Consider the following 17708-nt stretch of genomic DNA (forward strand, 5'->3'; position numbering starts at 1 on the left):
CGCGCTGCCAGGAAGCCGCCGGGACAACTTCGAGCTGCTGTGCAGGGGGGCCGTGACCCACGCATACGCTCGTTACGGTCGCTTCATCGCCCTGGCCCAGCAGCCTGGGGTCGAGTTCCACCTCGACATCGACCAGCCCGCCTGCCCCCTGGGTGAACCCGGTCGCTGCTTCGGGTGGCAGACCAAGTGGTGGGACATCCCCTCGGGCCGCGCCATCGGTGCCACCCGCCGAGCCGATATCGAGGATTCCCTCAAGAAGACCGAGAAGCACTTCCCGGGCATCACCGACTTCGTGCTGTGGACCCGGCGCCCTCTCACCACCGGTGACCAAGCGTGGTTCCGCGGTCTGCCCACCAAAATGAAGCTGCACCTGGCCACGGAGGTCGAGCTCGACCATCTCCTCGTCGGAGATGCCATCTTGCTGCGCGAGTCCTACTTCGGTTCCCTCGTCCTGACCCCGGAGCGTCTGGCCGAACAGCACGAGCGGGCCGCCGCCGAGGCGGGCGAACGCTGGATTCCCGAGGTGCATCAGGCATCGGCTGCCGAACGCCGGCTTCGGCGGATGCTCGCCGAACCCGACGCGTGGGACGACTTGAGCGACACTCACCACAACATCGCCCGCTTCGAAGCGGCCCTTGATGACGCGGCCATAACCATGCCTCCCCCGCTGGCCGAGCAGACCGCGACGATCATCGCCACGGGACGAGACGTCTCCGAACTTCTGCACGAGGCACACCAGCAGATCCGCAACAGCCAGCCCTCCCCGCTGCTGGGCGCCACCGACCGCACCGTGCCCCCGGCTCCCCTGGCGCAGCCCACCGTGCTTCGGCGGCTGCGGGCCCTGCGGCATCCCGCCGCGCTGCCGCTGACCAACCTGATCGCCCACATCCGTGACGCCGCCGCTCTCGCTCACCACGTCACCGATCACCTGGCGACCCGACTCGCGGTCGTCACCGGCGACGCCGGATTCGGCAAAACACAACTGTCTGCGACGCTTACCGCGCCGACCGCGGCACGCCCCGCCGGTGTCCTGCTCTACGGCAGGCGCCTGGGCGCCCGACAGAGCCTCGACAACCTCGCCAGTCAGATCACCGTAGCGGGCAAGCCCTTGTCCTCCTTTGAGGAACTCCTTGCCGCCGTCGACGCGGCTGCACAGCGCGCCGGATGCCGGCTGCCCATCGTCATCGACGGTCTCAACGAGGCCGAAACCCCTGCTATGTGGTCGCCGTTGCTGAGCAGCCTGCAGGTGACTCTCAAGCGGTACCCGTCCGTACTCGTGGTTTGCACGGTCCGCGAGGCATTCCTCGACGACACCATCCCCCCCCGGCGTGAACGACATTTACGAGCTCGACGGATTCGACGAGGACCTCGACGAGGCCATCGCCCGCTACTTCACCCACTACAAAATCGAACCAGGCGACGCCGACCTACCGCGCGAACTCCTCAGTCATCCACTGACACTGAAGATCTACTGCACCGTAGCCAACCGGGAGCGCAGACAGCCCGTCAGTGCTGCGAGCCTGCCCAGCTCCCTCACCGGAATCTTCAGCGCTTTCCTCACCTTCGCCGCCCGCCGCGTCTACGAACTCATCCCGTCCATCCACCCCAACGACGTCAACCAGGCCCTCGACGCGCTGGGAGACGCCCTGTGGGAGAAGCAGGCCCGCGATCTTCCCGACACCCAGGCGAAGCAACTCTGCCAGGACACCAATCGCCGCTGGCAGGAAAGCCTTCTCGCCGCACTCGAACACGAGGGCGTCCTCCTGCGTCACCCGGACGACGTGGGCGGCGCGGCCTGGTCGTTCGTCTACGACCTGATGGCCGGACACGTCGTCGCCACTAGTCTGGTGCGCACCCACGGCAGTAGAGGCATCCGCCAGCTGTTGCACGAAGACACCACCACGGCACGCTTCAACGGGACGCCGGAGGAACGCCATCCGCTCGCCACCGACATCTTCCAGGCCCTGGCAGGTGTTCTGCCCCGCGCCGGCGCAGCGCAATTGTGGCAGTCCGTTGCCGAACCCCTCCGTCTGCGTGCCCTCCTGCAGTCCGCCCGGCTCGAAGCAGACCACCTCGACTCCGCTACCGTGGACGCCCTTGCCGCACACTGCGATGACCTCCGGGGAAGAAGCGACATTCTCCAACGGCTTTACAGCACCCGCGCAGCCCCTCGGCATCCCCTCAACGCGGTCTTCCTCGACCGGATTCTGCGTAACCGCTCCGTCGCCGACCGCGACCTGCGGTGGAGTGAGTGGCAGCGTGGCCACAGCCGCCGCCGCCGCCTCCTCGTCGACGCCGCCGCCCTGGCCACACGCTGGCGCGAGCATCTGCACCGCGCGGAGTCCGACGGGCTGCGAGCCCGGTGGCTGATGTGGACGCTGACCAGCACTGACCGTGACCTCCGCGATGCCGCCACGGCGGCCCTGTACTGGTACGGCCGGCGCGACATCAATGGCCTGTTCAACCTCGCACTGGAAGCGATCACCATCAACGATGCCTACGTCGGCGAACGTATGGTCGCCGCCTGCTACGGCGTCGCGACGGCTCACCCGCTCCATAATCCGGACCTGGATGCCGCCCTGCCTGACTACCTCGCAGGACTACTGAACGCATACACCGGGGCCGAAGCGACCCACCCCACCTTCCACGCCCTGATCAGGTACTACGTCTCCTCAACGTTCGATCTCGCGCACCGCTCGTATCCCGCTACGGTGCCAGACACAGCCGAACTGCCTCTGACTTTCAGCCCAGCACCGGCCATCACCCCGCTGGCCGAGGGCGACCCGCGCCGGGATGACGTCAGCTCGACGATCGGCATGGACTTCGGTAACTACACCCTCGGGCGCCTGTTTTCGGACCGCGACAACTACGACGACTCCCATCCCGGCCACCGGGAAGCCACCGCTGTCGTCCTCGGTGTAGTGCACGCACTGGGCTGGCGCCCTGACCCGTTCGACGAGGTGGAACGCCGCATCACCTCAGCAGCCTCCCTCCGGCGTCGCACCTCCGGCGGCCGGACCGACCGCTACGGCAAGAAGTACGGCTGGGTCGGCTTCCACACCATGGCGGGCATGCTCGCTGACCGCGGCCAGCCACCCGAGGACCTCGAAGTAGATATCGACCCGACCTTCCCCCAGCCCTCTCAGCCGGTCCCGGTCCCGCTTGGCACATGGACGCTGCGGACCCCAGCCGACGACCTCGAATGGCTGCGCCACGGAATCGTCGACGTGCCGGACGACTTCCTTGCGCCGGCCCGGCTCGGTGAGGACGAAGGCCCATGGGTACTCGTGCACGCAGAGATCGACACCGAGGATGTGACCACCGGACGCGACGCCTTCGGCCTGTTCAACACCGTCCTCATCGACCAGGAGAACCTGACCGATCTCCTAGAGGTGTTCGATGCCTTGCCTCACCCCGGCCGAGACACGATCGACTTGCCAACCGAGTATTACGTCTTCGCCGGCGAGATCCCATGGCACACCCGGTTCGCTGCACCCGAACCTGGACTGACCACCGAGGACCTGTACAGCGGCACACCTCGCTACGACCGGCCCGACCTCCGCTTCGAGCGGCTGGCCCACCACTTCGTCTGGGAGCCCCACCACAGCAGCCAAAACCAGGCGACCGCCTACGTCCCCAGCAGACCGTTCTCACAGGCTTTCGACCTGCGTACTCTCCCGGTCGGCTTCGACCAGTGTGAACCCTCCGGTGCACACGCCGCCCGGTCTTTCGCTGCCCCCTCCGGCTTCTCGGGAGGACTGTTGTACCTGCGTGCCGACCTCCTTCGACAGTATGCGGCCGGCCGTGCGATCGTCACCCTCTGCTGGGGGGAGCGGCAGATCACGACCGCCTGGCCCGAAAGACCGTCCGGCGCCTTGAGTGATCTATACCGGGCTTATCAGAACATCTGGCGTCAGGCTAAGCAGCACTGAATCCGATGAGGAAGCTCGTGGGCAACCTCGTGACCCATCAGCTCCGTTGGGCCGAGAGGGACCGCCAGGAGGCCGTCTGGGTCGAGCGGCAGATGGCCACCGCACCCTCCTGACCGTGGCCCAGACTCAGATGCTCCGGCGCATGAAGACGGATCTGATGCAGTTGGTACGAACACGCGCCTGAAACCTCGGTGACGCTGTCATCCCTCAGCCGTATCTTCGATAGATGAGCAAGCCCGATGGCAGGAAGACGAAGCGCCACCACCACACCGTGCCGCGCTTCTACCTGCGACGTTTCGCAGCGCCGGACAGCCGCCTCCTACGGGTGCCCATCGATGGCAGCGCTGCCCGCCTCGTGGGGGTGGGCGACGCTGCTGTTCACAAGGACTTCTACTCATTCAGAGGACCAGACGGATCCCTTGACGATGTGGTCGAAAACCAGCTCTCCGTTGTGGAGGACGCAGCAGCTCCTGTTCTGCGAAGGGTTGTAGACGAGCGCCGATGGCCTCTGTTCGGGGATGACCGCGAGATCATGGCCCTCTGGGTCGCGCTTCAGTACCTGAGGGTCCCCGCTCACCGAAAGGCCGGGAATGAGGTCACCGACCACTTGGTCAAGACCACGATGGCGATGGGCGGTAAGCCCGGCCTGCGGAGTCGGATGGAGGAGTTGGCGAAGGGCCCCGTCGCTGACGACGAAGTCGAGCGTGCATGGGCTGAGGTGAGCGACTTCTCGAACTATGAAGTTCGATCCGACAACGCGGAACATCTCAGCCTGATGGGGATGATGATCCCGGAGATAGCTCTGTTGCTGATGAGCCGGACGTGGGTCTTGGTGAGGTTCAGCCGGAAGACGCTTATTACCTCTGACCATCCTGTTGTGCAGATCTGGGACCCCTCGGTACCGGATTGGATTGGCCAGGGCATGGCGACTGTCCCCGCCGTCTGTCTGCCCCTCGATCGGCGCGTCGCTCTGTTGATGTTGCTTCCTGGCGGTGCGCCGGACCGCGAGACGACGCCTACCGTGGCGATGGCGCGCGATCTCAATCAACGAGTGGCGGCCAGCGCGCGAGGCGCCGTCTTTCACCATCCTGAGGACGACCTGGAGGGCATCGTTCTTCCGGAACCGCGTTTGAGGGAGATGCGTATCAGCGGAGGCCCGGCAGGTTTTCTCCTCCCCGACGGTCCGTCCGAGGAGTTCAAGGCCACCATGAGCGAGGCTCCGGAGCCCCCCGCTACCGCCAGAGCACCTCGACGCGGTCCGGGTTCCACACGTTGAAAGGTCGGGTCGCGGGGTGGATAAGGATCTCCCTGCTCAGGCCCCGGTACGTCGACTGCCTCCGGGCGACGAGTAGTCCTTTCACGCCTTCCGCAGCTCGGCCGCGCTGATCTCATGGAGGTTGGCCTTGACCCCGTATCCGGCGGGCGTCGGCCATGCGGACGTTCAAGGTGTCGATTGCCTCCCTGATCTCCCAGGCCGGGCGGTCGCCGTCCAGGTAGTGGTAGGAACGACGCGCTGCCGACTGCGTCGGCTGGCTTCCGGGCAATCGTCGTGTAGCGCAAGCGACCTAGCTTGCCCTTTATTCGGCCGTCACTGGTCCGCTGTCGCGGCCGGTTGCTCCTCGTCCTGGGGGAGGCTGGCTTAGCTGCCGGGGTTGGTGCGCCGGATGCCCGCGTGCACTCTGGCGGGGACGCCGGGGGTGGGCGGGGTCGCGCGGATCTCGGTGATGCCGGAGGCGGCTCAGAGCTGTTGCAGCCCGTCCATCAGGGCCAGGGCGCTCTCCTCGTCGGCGGCGGTGATGCCGAGTGCGACGAGCCCGGGCTTGCTGACGTGGCGGCGGCGATGACGGAATCCATACCCGGTCGACGCCGCGGACGCTCAGGGCTTTCTGGCGACTGCCCCGTACATGGCGATGTCGCGGCCGTCGATGCCGTTCTGTTCCGGTCCGGGCCGCCAGGAGTGGACCTGGGTGACCCCCGGGTCCTGTAGCTCCAGGCCGTCGAAGTGCGAGGTGGCTGTGGCGAGTTCGCGCAGGACGAAGGGCATGCCTTGCTGGCGGTACTCCTGGGCGACCCGGTTGACCTCCTCTGGCGCGAAGTCTGCGGTGCCGATGGTCATCGCCAGGTAGCTGCCGGACGGCAGCGGGTCCAGCAGGCGTTGGACCAGGCGCCGGTCGTCCGGGGGCAGGATGAAGTGCATGATGCCGATCACCATGAGGCCGACGGGCTGGCTCAGGTCGATCAGCTCCTGGAACTCCTGGCTGCCGAGGATGGCGTCGGGGTCGTGCATGTTCGCGTCCACGTAGGCGGTTGCGCCCTCGGGTGAACTCTGCAGGAGCGCGCGGGCGTGAGCGAGGACGATGGGGTCGTTGTCGACGTAGACCACGTGCGATTCCGGGGCCACCTCCTGCACGATCTCGTGCAGGTTCGGCGACGTCGGCAGGCCGGTTCCGATGTCGAGGAACTGGCGGATGCCCCGTTCCTCTGCCAGGAAGCGGGCGGCGCGGTGCATGAACCGGCGGTTCTCCAGCATGTGCACGGGCAGGGCGGGCCAGTGCCGGGCCATGGCGTCGCCCGCTTCCACATCCACCGGGTAATGGTCCTTGCCACCCAGGATGTAGTCGTACACCCGGGCGGAGTGGGCCCGTGTGGTTGCCAGCCCGCTCTGACGGTCGTTCGGCGTGTTCATACAGAGCCTCTTTCGTCCGGGGACGGGCCTTCTCGACGGTATAGAGGCACTGTTCCGGGCGCAAACGATGAGGTGGTCGATACGGGCGGGGTCATGAGTCCGCCGGCCCGGCTTGCAGGGCGATGATGGCGATGTCGTCCCGGCGGTGGTGGAGAGGCGGCAGAAGGCCGCGGATCACGGAGGGCAGCGGCAGGTTCCGGCGGGCCAGCGCGTCGGAGCGTGTCCGCAGCCGCAGCAGGTTGTCACCGATGTCCGTGTCCGGCGTCTCCACCAGCCCGTCGGTGTAGAACACCAGGGTGTCGCCCTCCCGCAGGTCTGCGTGGAGGATGGCGCGGGTGAGGTTGTCAGTGACGCACAGGGGCGGGTCCGGGGCCGTGGGGCCGTGCAGATAGCGCGACGGCGCGTCCGCCGGGATCAGCAGGGGCGGCGGGTGCCCGGCGTTGGACAGGACGATGTGCCAGCCGCCGGGTGTCTGGCGGCGCAGGACCGCGTGAACCGCCGTGACCATCGATGGACTGTCGAGGGCCTGCACGATGCGGTCGAGACGGCTCAGGGTGACCGCCGGACTGGCGGCCGGGCCGCTGTCGTACACGAGCCCTCTCAGCATGCTGTTGACCCGTGCCATCGCCATGGCCGCGTCGAGGTCGTGCCCCGCGATATCGCCGATCGACAGGGCGAGGGCGTCGGCGGAGAGCCGGACGGCGTCGTACCAGTCCCCGCCGACCTCCGCCGCCGAGTCCGCCGGATGGTAGAGCGCGGTAATCGTGAGACCGTCGATGGACGGCGGCGCCGCCAGGAAGCTCTGCTGCAGCGCAAGCGCCTTGCCACGGATGCTCTGCAACTCCATCGTCCGGCGCAGCGGCCCACTCATCTGCTGGAAGACGTCCCGCAGCAGCGAGAGGTCGGCCTCGTCCGGGGGCGGGTTGCCCCGGCAGGTCGCAATCGTCGCCAGAGCGACGGTCCGGCCGTCCACCACCACGGGCACCAACGCCACACCCGTCGCCCCGGCCTCCCGCAGCCACCGCACGGAAACGTCCGAAAGCCCGTCCCCGGGAGGCCCGTCGGGCGGGAAGACCAACAGCCGGGCCTCCTGGCTCTCGATCGCCCGCTGGGCGACCGGACCCAGCACAAAATCGGCGTCCAGCGGGGGCAGGGAAGGCAGCCCGGGGGCAAGCCCCACACGCTCCTGCGACGCCGCGGCCGGTACCCCGGAAGGCCGCACACCGGCCTCGACGCCGTCCACGACACGGAAGATGGCCACCGCATCAGCGAGCTCGGGCACAACAGCCGCCGCCGTCGTCAGAAAAGCCTCCGAAAGATCGCGGGCCGCAGGCACCGCCGCCATACGCGCCAGCAACTTCTCCCGCATCCGGCCGCGCCAGTGCTCCTCCGCGTCGGTGGCCGTTCCAACAAACTCCACCTCACCGTCCTCGTCGACAACGGGCGCAGCGATGATCTTGACGTGGCGGAAACGGTCGACCGCACCCTGACGATCGTGTCGAGAGGGGACCGCTGCCGCGTGGCCCTGCGCCACGCCCGCTGGAACCAGTCCCGGTCCTTGGGATGCACGGCATCCAACCACGAGGTGTCAGCGCCGGGAGTCCACAGCTTCTCGGCGATCCCGCCCCCGGACAACACGGTGACGACACCGCCGGGCGACATCACCCACACCGACTGCGGCACGGCCCCCATAAGCGCCTGGTACCGCCTGAGGAGACGCTCCTCGTTCACGGCCGCCCCCTCCGCCGCCGGGCCGACGACCCCGAGGACCAGGCCGACGGCATGGCACCGCCTGCGGCCGTCTCCGATCGCCTCCGCCCGCCCCACTCTCCAGACGGCGCCAGTGGATCATCACCACTCATTCTCCGATGATCCCCCGCATCCCGGACATCAGCACACCCAGGCGCTCCGCGCGACCACCGAGCCTCCAGCGGCCGACGGCACCGCGGTATGTACTGTTCGGACGCAGAGTGCGCTCGCGGGGGCAGGCAGCCGGAAGCGAGGACACACCCCTGAGCACGACCGGGGGGCTCTCTCGAAAGCCACTGCGTGCGGGCTCTGGGGACACGCCTGACTACGGGGCGCTTCTTTTACCGTGCCTGCCAGACCGACTGCCACCGTCAGGACGCGCGGTGCCGGACGGGCGTGCGGTCCAGGGAAAGGACGAGCCGACCGAAGGGGGCCTTCTCCTCGTCGTAGCCCGAGACCCGCGGCCACGGAGAGCGCCTCCCACCGCCCAGCGCTGCGGCGCAGTGTTCCACCAAGATCCTGAGGGCGTCGGGAGGGTGTCTCTATGTCCTTCGTCAAGGATGTGGTGTCTGGTGTGCGGGTGTTTGGGATGGTCATGCGGCGAGGGTGACGGTGGGGCTTCTGGACTCGTAGAAGGTGCCGTCGCGGAGCATGGCGAAGAGGACGCTGATGCGTTGGCGGGCGAGGCGGAGCAGTGTCTGGGTGTGGGTTTTACCGCGGGCGCGTTGGCGGTCGTAGTAGGTGCGGGAGCGGGGTCGGCGTTCATGCAGGCGAGGGCGGAGAGGAACATGGCGCGTTTGAGCTGCCGGTTTCCGCCTCTGGGTGCGTGTTCGCCGTGGATCGAGGTCCCCGAGGATCTGGTGGTGGGGGCGAGGCCGGCGTAGGAGGCGAGGTGGGCGGCGCTGGGGAAACCGGTGCCGTCGCCGACGGTGACCAGGAGGACGGCTGCGGTCCTGACTCCGACTCTGGGCATCGAGGTCAGGACCGGGTGAAGAGGGTGGGCCTCCAGCAGGGTGCTGATCTGGGCTTCCAGTGCCCGGCGCTGGTTGTGGACCGCGGCGAGGGAGGCGGCCAGGGACGGGATCACGATGTCGAGGGTGCCCGTGCCGGGAACGATGTCGGTCTGCTCGTCGAGAGCGTCGAAGACGTCGTCGATCAGCCGCGCGGCCATGCGCGGGGCTTTCGGTCGGATGAGTTCGACGAGTCTGCGGCGGCCGGCCTTCCTGAGAGAGGCTGGGGACCCGTATCGCTCGAGGAGCCAGGTGACGGCGGGGTGGTCGAGCCGTGGGCCCAGGACGCGTTCCAGGGAGGGGTGGAACTGGGTGAGCAGGCCGCGTATCCGGTTGGAGGTGCGGGTCGCCTCGGCCGCGAGGTCCTGGTCGAAGCCGGTCAGCACCGTGAGCTCGGCGGTGATCTCGTCGGTCAGCTCCAGCGACCGCAGCGTGTGAGGCATCGTCCGGGCCGCGTCCGCGATCACCGCGGCGTCCTTCGCGTCGGTTTTCGCCTCGCCGGATAGAGATCGGCGATCCGCCGCATCGCGAGTCCGGGCAGGTAGGCGACCTCGCAGCCCGCGTCGCGGGCCACGGTCAGCGGCAGGGCGCCGATGGACGCGGGCTGGTCCACGATCACCAGGACGGTGCCGAACTTGGTCTTGAGCTTGTCGAAGACGGCCCGCAGCTTGGGTTCGCTGTTGGGCATCGGCTTGTCGAAGACCTTCTTCCCGGCCGGGGTGAGCCCGTGGCCGTGGTGGGCCGTCCTGCCGACGTCCATCCCGAGGAAGACGCCCACGCCTTCGATGTCGAACATCGCACCCTCTCCAGGGTCGTTGACCATGCCGGCCATGGCGGTGGCACCGTGCTCGCGCATCCACGTTATGCAGACCTGCCGCCCACGTCTGTGCCCGGCATTGCGCCGGACCGGGCGGTGGCCGGGTCTCTCATCAGCGTCTCCGACGGCACCCCACAGGCCCGGCGACACCACCCCCCCCCAGGTCATCCGTTCGACAGAGGGGACACAGTCATACCGGGCCCGGAGGCCAGCGGCCCCATTGCAGGACCGCGAAAACCATAACGGGGGGCAGTGCCGGGGGCCGATGCCATTTGGGATCACCGAGGTTCATCAGTGCCCGCTATGGGCCCCTTACTGCACCAGTCATCGAGAATCCGTACTTTTTCCTCGAAGCGTCGGTCAGCGAGTGACATGGGAGCACGCAGCGATGCTCGCCCACCGCTCTTGAGAATTATCGATACTTGCCGTACGCCCAGGGTGCTTCGTACTTCGATTCCGTGGACGTCCTCGCGTGCTATCTGGGAGCGGCGGTCTCCGAGGACGATGAGGACATCCCGAGTGATTGTCACTCCGTAGCGGCGTGACAGCAGAGGAATCACCACGGTGGCAATCGCAGCAGCCACAAGGCATTGGATGAGTTCGGTGGGTTGCATCGGTGATGAAGTTGCCGCCGAGGCCGCGTAGACCAGGCCGCTGCCGACCAACGTGCCGACAAGGACGGGGAGCGCGATCTGGAGAGTACCCAGCCGGAAAGTGACCTCGGCGCCCGGTGAGCGCGGAACAGCAGGGAGGCCTGGACGATTCAGCATGACGCCTTCGATTCAGTGGACAGTTGGGTCGGGTGCCGGTGGTGTCGTGGACACCACCGGCACCCGTCAAGTCAATGCTGGGAAGTCACCGACTCGCTACTTGCGCTTGCAGTACTTGTTTTTCTTGCTCACGTTGCCGGGACGTGCCCAACCGTAGACTCCGTGGCCCACGGTGGCTCCGAACTTCCAGGTGAAACAACCTCCCCGCTTGACAGCCGCGTTGATGTTGTTGACTGACCACCAGGTGTAAGCCCAGGCGTAGGCCGTGCATGCCCCGGCAGCCACGGGGTGTATGAGCTTGGAGCACATGTACGCCTCGGCGACGGCTGCGCCCGCAGCCCCCATGGTGCTGATGTCGTCCTTGAGGATCTCCGTGTGGTAACGGGTGACGTAGAACTTGCACCAGAAGGAGTACCCCCTCCAGCCCCAATCGGTGCCGCACTTGCGCACCCAGCGTCGCTGCCCGTTGAGGTCGTAGCTGTTGACCGGATCCTGGTTGACGTAGTCGTAGGCCGTCGCCGAGCCGCCGTACACGGGGTCCGACTGCAGGAATCGTCCGGTCGACGGGTTATACAGGCGTACGCCCATCAGCACGTCGCCCGTCACCGTCTCCGTGGAACGCTGCTTGCTGCCAAGCCATCCGTAGCGGGCGGATGATTGTCCAGTGCGAGGATTACCGAATTCATCGTGGTCGAGCGCTACCGACGCCTTCGTGGTGTCCAGTGGCAGCAGCAAGGCAACGTCACCGTGGATGGTGCTCAGCTGTAGAACTGTGTCACCCGTCTTGCTCGTGGTGGCACCGAGGCTGCCTGTGGCGGAGGTGACGTTGCGAGTGACGGCTCCGGTGACGGTGTCCTCGACGATCCATCGAGGGCTGTCGCCGTCGTCACCGTAATGGTTCACCTTTGCGGCGGTCTGGGTCCAGCTTGTGCCGCTACCGGTCTCGACCTTCCAGGACCGCAGTCTCTGTGCGGCGTCAAGCTGCCACGTCTGTCGCTTGGTGCCGGCGGACTGCTGGTGGATCAGGTCGTTAACGTAGTAGCTGAGCGTGCTACCGGGCTCTGCTGTGGTGCGGCCCAACGCGTCGTAGGTGTACCCGGTGTCGACAAGGCGGTCAGCGCTGTCGTAGGTGTGGTTGGCTGCAGTGCCTCCAGAAGTCGGGCAGTCGGCGCCGGGGCCAGCGACTGCAGTGGTCAGAGACTTGCGGTTGCTGCGGGTGTCGTAGGCGTAGCTGCGTCGGGTGCAAATGGTGTCGGTTGTGTCTTGCACAGTGCTGAGCCGGCCCGCGTTGTCGTAGGCGTAGGTCTGGTCGGACCAACCAGCATGTGAGGTGACCTGGCCGTGCACGGATTCGGTCACGTTGTCGGAGTAGACGAGGGCCGAGTCGCTGTCCCGCGTGTACGTCCGCTCGACCAGGGCACCGGTGGTGTCCCGGCCTTGGGTGAGTGTGTACCCGCCGGGCAGTGTTTCGCTGCTGACGCTGCCGTCCGAGTCGTAGGTGGCCTGGAAGCTTCCAGCTATCGAGTCGGTGACCTTGGAGGTGAGTCCTCGCGGGTCGGTGTTCGTGTCGTAGGTGTAGGCAGTGGTGGAGGGGGCGCCATCGGTGACCTTGACGGGCCGATCGAGCAGGTCGTACTCGATGGTTGTGGTGCCGTTGTCTGCGTCGGTGTAGGAGACCTGTCGGCCGAGTTGGTCGTACTTCCTGAAGATGGTGCCCCCGGTCATCGACACGGTCTTGACCGGCTTGCCGGAAGTGGAGTCGTACTCGGTCGTTGTCTCTGGCAGGGCCTGGCCCAGGCCGCCGGTCACCGTGACCTTGCTCGGGCGTCCCGCACCGTCGTAGGTCGTGGTGGCGGTTCGGGTGACCCCATTGGCACTTGTGGTGACCTTGTTGGGGTTACCCCACCAGTCGTACTCGGTTGTGTTGGTGGGCAGTCCGGTGGGGTTCGAGCCTCCACCAGTGATCGCACCGCCCGCGCTTGTCTGGCAGGGCAGGTCTGCCCATTCGGGTCGACCGGCGCAGGTTCCGGTTCCGGTCGCGGACCAGTATTTGGTGATACGGGATCCTGCATCGGTGCCAGTGGCGCCGGGTTGGAGTTGCTTGGTCACCCGGCCTTGGGCGTCGTACTGGGCGGTCTCGGTGATGGCCGAACCTCCAGGGTCCTGGACGGTCTGGGTGTTGACCCCCTTGGTCCAGTCATAGACGGTCTGCACGGCTCGCTGCTCACCCTGCACCGTCGAGTGCTCACGCACCTGTGCGCCCGTGGTGGATGTGGTGAGCTGATCCTTGATCACCGCCGTGCCGTCGGTGGGCCGACCGGCGTCGAACTCGTTCTTCGTCCAGCTCCTTGCGGTCACTGGGGATCCGGCGGCTGCGAGAGTGGTCGAGCCGGACTTCAGATCTGCTGTGAGGTCGATGCGGTGAAGAGGGCCGAGTTCTTCCAGCTCTCGCGCACCCTTGTCATCGAACACCCAGCGGGTCGAAAGCAGATCCGCACGCTCGTCGCTGGCCAGTGCTGCTATGCCGAGCTCGGCCTGAGCCGCGCGGTCAGCTGCGGTGAGGCCCAGAGCGATGGCTCGGTTGGAGGCGGAGAGCTGGCGGACCGTGTTACCGAACCGGTCACCTTCAATCGTGGTGATGTGGCCGCCAGGAGCGGCGTTGTTGCTCTCCTCGCCGGAGACGCCGAGGTAGTGTACGCTGGCCCTTCGGTAGTCGGCCGTGGTCAGGCTGCCACCAGCGTGGGACGAGGGCACCACGTCAGGCGGGAGGATCGCGGTGGCGTCTGTCGGAGCGTCGAGCTGACCCCACTTCCGGACATCTGTGGCGCCCATCTGGAACGGGGCTTTGGTACCGGTCAGGGGGACGTCATAGACCACCGAGGTGGCCGCCGTGCCTTCCTGCACATCGACTGTGCCCTGCTTAAGTCCGCTGCGTGCGGCGGACAGCAGCATGCCGTCGGCCGCAGTCGCGCCGCTGCCCACCTTGCCGTAGGTAAACGTCCAGGGCAGCTCACCAGGTGGTGTGATCTTGGTGACCCGGCCGGCACTATCGTAGTTGTACTCGGTCTTGAGCGACGGGCTGACCTGTGGGTGCCATGCCTGCCGCAGACGGCCGTTGTCGTCATACAGATACGTCTGCACTGCCTTTGATGTGGCGTTAGCCGCTCCGGAGGCTGTCGACCACAGACGAATCTCCTTGACCTGCCCCGCGACGTCTCCCAGAGTACTGGCGGTGGCGGTCGTAGTGCTGGCGTAGACGAACTCCATCAGGCGGCAACCCTTGGTGGCCGGATCGGCCTTGCAGACTGCCAAAGTGGCCCCAGAGGTCGGGGCGAATACCTTCTTCGGGCGGGCCAGTTGCTTGCCGTCCACTGCGACGGTCTCGGACTCCATACTTGTGGTCGAGTCCTCCTGGCCGTTGTTGCGGGTGCTGCTGACCTGCCAGGTGCTCGCGCCGGCGGGCTTGGCGAAGTCGGTGATCGTGCCTGCCGTGTCGTTGAGGGTGAAGTTGCCCGTGACGCTGCCGGTCAGGATCAGAGCTTCCGAGCCCGGCTCAGGAACCCAGCCGTTCTTGGCCGCGTTGGCCGTGAAGTGAGTGGAATCACCGTCGATGGTGACCACGTCCACGGCGGTGTCGGAGATCTTGCGGATGTGACTGTAGCCGGACTCGGTGACCTCGGCCTCGATACCGGATACCCACTCCTTGCCGAAGATCGGCGCCTGACCGTCCTGGCGGGTGGCTGCATCGGGTGCACGCGAGGATGCCGTACGCGCGAGTGACAGACCCAGTCCGGACGCGTCGGTCGCGGTCAGGGAGTAGTCACCGGTCAGAAGATTGAGGCTGCCGGGACCTATCTCGTTGGTGGCGGCGCCTTCGGCGTTACGGTCGATGACCAACGTCAGTGGCTGCGTGCTGCCGGCGGCGCTGCTGGGCCCTGTGAAGTCGGCCTTGATCTGCACTGTGCCGTCGGGGTCGACGGTGTCGGTGGCGTTCCATACCAGGCCGCTGTTCTTGCCGCCGGTTAGTGGCACCGGCCATGCGGTGAGCGCGGTGCCGCTGGACGTGACGTCCCCGGCGGGGATCTTCACCCACGGGTCCGCCTCCGATCGGCGCCAGGAGAAGGACACAACGTTGTACTTGCTGCCGTCCGCCTCGGCGATTAGCGGCAGACGACGGGCCGTGCTCTCTCCCTCCGACGGCTGGATGAAGCCCCCGGGACCGGCATGGAAGTCGTACTCGAGAGGCTCGGACTTGTTGTCAGCCTTGTCCACACTGCGGACCTGCAGGGTGTGGCTGCCGTCCTTGGGCGGCTTGATCGAAAGGGCCTTATCGCCGACTGCGCCGTTGGTGGCTGCTTTGGTCCAGGTCGTGCCATCCAGCGACCACTCCAGCCAATTGTGGTCCGAGGCGGGCGGGGTGACGGTGAAGGTTCCCGCTTGACCCGCTCCCTTGACCCACGAAGCAGACGGGTAGTCCGTGGAGATGATCTTCGTCGGGGCGGAGGGGGTGGTGGTGTCAACGGTGAAGTTTTTCCACGCCGACCAGCCGACGTTGTAGTGAGCCCCGTCGTACGGTGAGGTGCGGAACTTGTACGTCTTGCCGTTGGTCAGCACACCGGTAGGGACCTTCACCGAGGCGACCTGCCCGGAGGACACGTACGGGGAGACGATGACCTCGCCGACCTGGGTGTTGGTGACGTTGTCGAAGATCTGGAAGGTGCCGTTGACCTTGTCACCGTTGGGATCGACGAAGGTGTCGCGCAGCGTCGGTGTCACAGTGTTGACGGTGTAGGCGCCGCCGTACGAGAAGTACGGGGGGCCGGCTTCCTGCTTGGTGCCGGTGCGAGGCCGGTAGTTGTACGTGACCACCAGCTTGGGCGGGTTGGAGACGGCGTTGGCGGAGTTGACCCGCTTCCACTGCCCCGTGACGCTCTCGTCCGTAGCACGCAGGCCCATGTGGCCACGGGTGGCCTTGGCCGAGGCCCACTCCTGCGCCAGCGTGGTCACGTTAGCGTTGATCCAGCCGTCGGGCTGGGCCGAGCAGGACGCGTGTCCTCGGGTTTCTGAGGAGGTGGCCTTCTTCGCGGTCCACGCCGGCTGATTCGGCGCTGCCCATCGCGACGAGGTCGATGCGGCCCCGGCGGACCACACCTCCCACGGCTGGATGGGACACGAAGAGCCGGTGTAGTTGCCGGAGTGGAAGTTCCACAGGGACAGCTTCGCGTCCGTCACCAGCGCGTCGGAGATCGGAGCGGTGTTCCAGGAGATGAACGACCGGGCGGTACGGAAGGTGCCGTCGGCGTTCGTGGTGCCCGGGTTGCCCAGGTCGAGCTCGACATCCGTGGACCAGTCACGAGTCTCGCCCTGCTGAACGTAGGTGTCGAAAACGTTGGAGAGCGCCGACGTGGACGGGTCGACGATCACCGGATACACGGTGGCCGGGTCGGCGAGGAACTCCGCATCAGGGGTGACGACCAGGTCGATGGACGTCCCCCTCTTCACGACCTTCATCGCCACGGGCACGCGGCGGGTGTGCTCACCGGATGCCTCGTCGACGGTGGAATCCCACATCACCGGCGCGGGCATCACCGCAGTCTTCTTGTTCCTCTTGTCCGTGAACACCACGCTGCCGTCGGCCTGCTGCTGGGCCTTCAGGCCCTTGGCCCTCAGTGGCAGCGTGTAGGTGTAACCGTCCGTCGTGGGCTTCTGCTTGATCTCGACGTACTGGTCGAACCCGGTACGCGTCGCCTCGACCACGACATCCGCACCGGGAACCGCATTGATGTACTCAGCCCGGTTCCCGTCCAGCTTCGGGGCGGGCAGTCCACCCTTCCACTGGAGGGTGATCTGCTCGTCGCCCTCGCCGAGGGTCACCAGATCGGCGGCCTTGACCGCCTGCGCCGCCTTCAGCGAGGCGGCCGGTGCACCGGTCTTGCCCGCCAGTTTCAGCCCCTCAGGGTGAGCCTTGGGCTCAACCCCGCCGCCAGCCACGGCGACCAGGTCCAAATCGACATCGCGCCACTTCCCGGTCACAGGGTCCTCGAAGCGGACTGGACCGGCCGTCAACTCGGTTGTGAGCGAACCGTCCTTGTTCGCCCAGGTCGAGGAGGTCTCCATACGCTCTGACAGCGCCTCGACCCGCTTGCCCGACAGCCGGGCGGCGACGCGGGCAGACGGAATGTCCGGGGCCTGCGTGACGGCCGTCGACTTGTCCGGTGCTGCGGGTACTGCAGGTGACTCACGTTCGGTAGCCATCGCGACGGTGCCATCGAGCAGCGTGACGGACAGGGCCAGGGCAAGACTTCCCGCTACGTAGCGCAGGCTTCCCCCGGACCAAGGCCGCCCGCGCCCCTCCGGCGCAGGTCTATGCATCGTCATGATTCCTCAGTCTCGTAAACACATCTACATCACCCATGTGACGCAGGTGTGAAGCTACCGGGGAATAAAAGACGGGTAACTGAGACAAGGACGTCAAGATCGACTTCGGAGTTCCTGAATGTGAAGTGACTTTCATCTCATGCGCTTTCAGTAGGATGAGCCTTTCCCTCTACGTTTGCTCGCGGATGCTCGCGCAGGGTCACATCAGCCCGGGGGGGCACGCACGAGAAGATCGTGTGGAGGATGCGCGGTCCCCTCGGGTGCGCGCCGTGCGCGGGCATTTGGCCTCTGCTGCTTTTGGGTGCGGCCGGATCAGTTGAAGGGGCGGGGCTGCGTGAAGCGGCGAAGAATCGCAGGGGGTATACC

Annotated in this window: 4 protein-coding genes and 3 pseudogenes; 2 read left to right on the forward strand and 5 right to left on the reverse strand. The window is 66.6% G+C overall.

The genetic code is table 11. The features are described from left to right. Positions 1-1328 precede the first annotated feature (1328 nt). On the forward strand, positions 1329-3932 hold the full coding sequence (locus tag OHA98_RS13285; RefSeq protein ID WP_266925483.1) for a hypothetical protein: 2604 nt from the start codon (positions 1329-1331) through the stop codon (positions 3930-3932). Between the two features lie 226 nt (positions 3933-4158). Further along, positions 4159-5208, forward strand: coding sequence for a DUF4238 domain-containing protein (locus OHA98_RS13290; protein WP_266925485.1), 1050 nt, complete (start codon positions 4159-4161; stop codon positions 5206-5208). A gap of 462 nt (positions 5209-5670) precedes the next feature. Here OHA98_RS13290 and OHA98_RS42890 read toward each other — a convergent pair. The 5 genes and pseudogenes from OHA98_RS42890 to OHA98_RS13310 all read right to left on the reverse strand — a co-directional run. After that, positions 5671-5757 (reverse strand): annotated as a pseudogene (locus OHA98_RS42890) (DUF6207 family protein); the annotation flags it as partial. A gap of 51 nt (positions 5758-5808) precedes the next feature. Beyond that, a complete protein-coding gene (locus tag OHA98_RS13295) occupies positions 5809-6618 on the reverse strand; it encodes an SAM-dependent methyltransferase (protein WP_266925487.1) in 810 nt (269 codons plus the stop codon). A gap of 91 nt (positions 6619-6709) precedes the next feature. Then, a pseudogene (locus OHA98_RS13300) lies at positions 6710-8349 on the reverse strand (SpoIIE family protein phosphatase). Positions 8350-8960: 611 nt separating this feature from the next. Beyond that, a pseudogene (locus tag OHA98_RS13305) lies at positions 8961-10173 on the reverse strand (IS110 family transposase). Positions 10174-11060: 887 nt separating this feature from the next. Then, positions 11061-17219, reverse strand: coding sequence for an RHS repeat-associated core domain-containing protein (locus tag OHA98_RS13310; protein WP_266927905.1), 6159 nt, complete (start codon positions 17217-17219; stop codon positions 11061-11063). Positions 17220-17708 lie beyond the last annotated feature (489 nt).

The sequence above is a fragment of the Streptomyces sp. NBC_00654 genome, assembly GCF_026341775.1.
Classification (GTDB): Bacteria; Actinomycetota; Actinomycetes; order Streptomycetales; family Streptomycetaceae; genus Streptomyces.